At 56.1% G+C, this 396-nt stretch carries 1 protein-coding gene; it reads right to left on the reverse strand.

Annotated features, from left to right (window positions below):
• Positions 1-392 (reverse strand): immunoglobulin heavy chain variable domain-containing protein (locus OO258_RS27365; protein WP_266035035.1); only part of this gene is annotated, 392 nt, incomplete at its 3' end.
• Positions 393-396: the final 4 nt, after the last annotated feature.

Genomic DNA, 396 nt, shown 5'->3' on the forward strand with positions numbered 1-396 from the left:
TGGTGATGGTGGTGTGAGGAGACGGTGACCTGGGTCCCCTGGCCCCAGTAGTCATAGGATTTAGAGTCCCCAGGGAAAGTGTATTGCGGACTTCCAGCACAGTAATAAACGGCCGTGTCCTCAGGTTTCAGGCTGTTCATTTGCAGATACACCGTGTTCTTGGCGTTGTCTCTGGAGATGGTGAATCGGCCCTTCACGGAGTCTGCATAGTATGTGCTATCACCATTCCAGCTAATAGTTGCTACAAACTCACGCTCCTTCCCTGGAGCCTGGCGGAACCAGCCCATGCGATGGCTTCTGAAAGTACCTCCAGAGGCTGCACAGAGGAGACTCAGAGAGCCCCCAGCCTGCACCAATCCTCCCCCAGACTCCTGCAGCTGCACCTGGGCCATGGCC

Origin of the sequence: Pseudomonas sp. DCB_BI (genome assembly GCF_026240995.1) — a bacterium.
In the GTDB taxonomy this organism is placed as follows: domain Bacteria; phylum Pseudomonadota; class Gammaproteobacteria; order Pseudomonadales; family Pseudomonadaceae; genus Aquipseudomonas.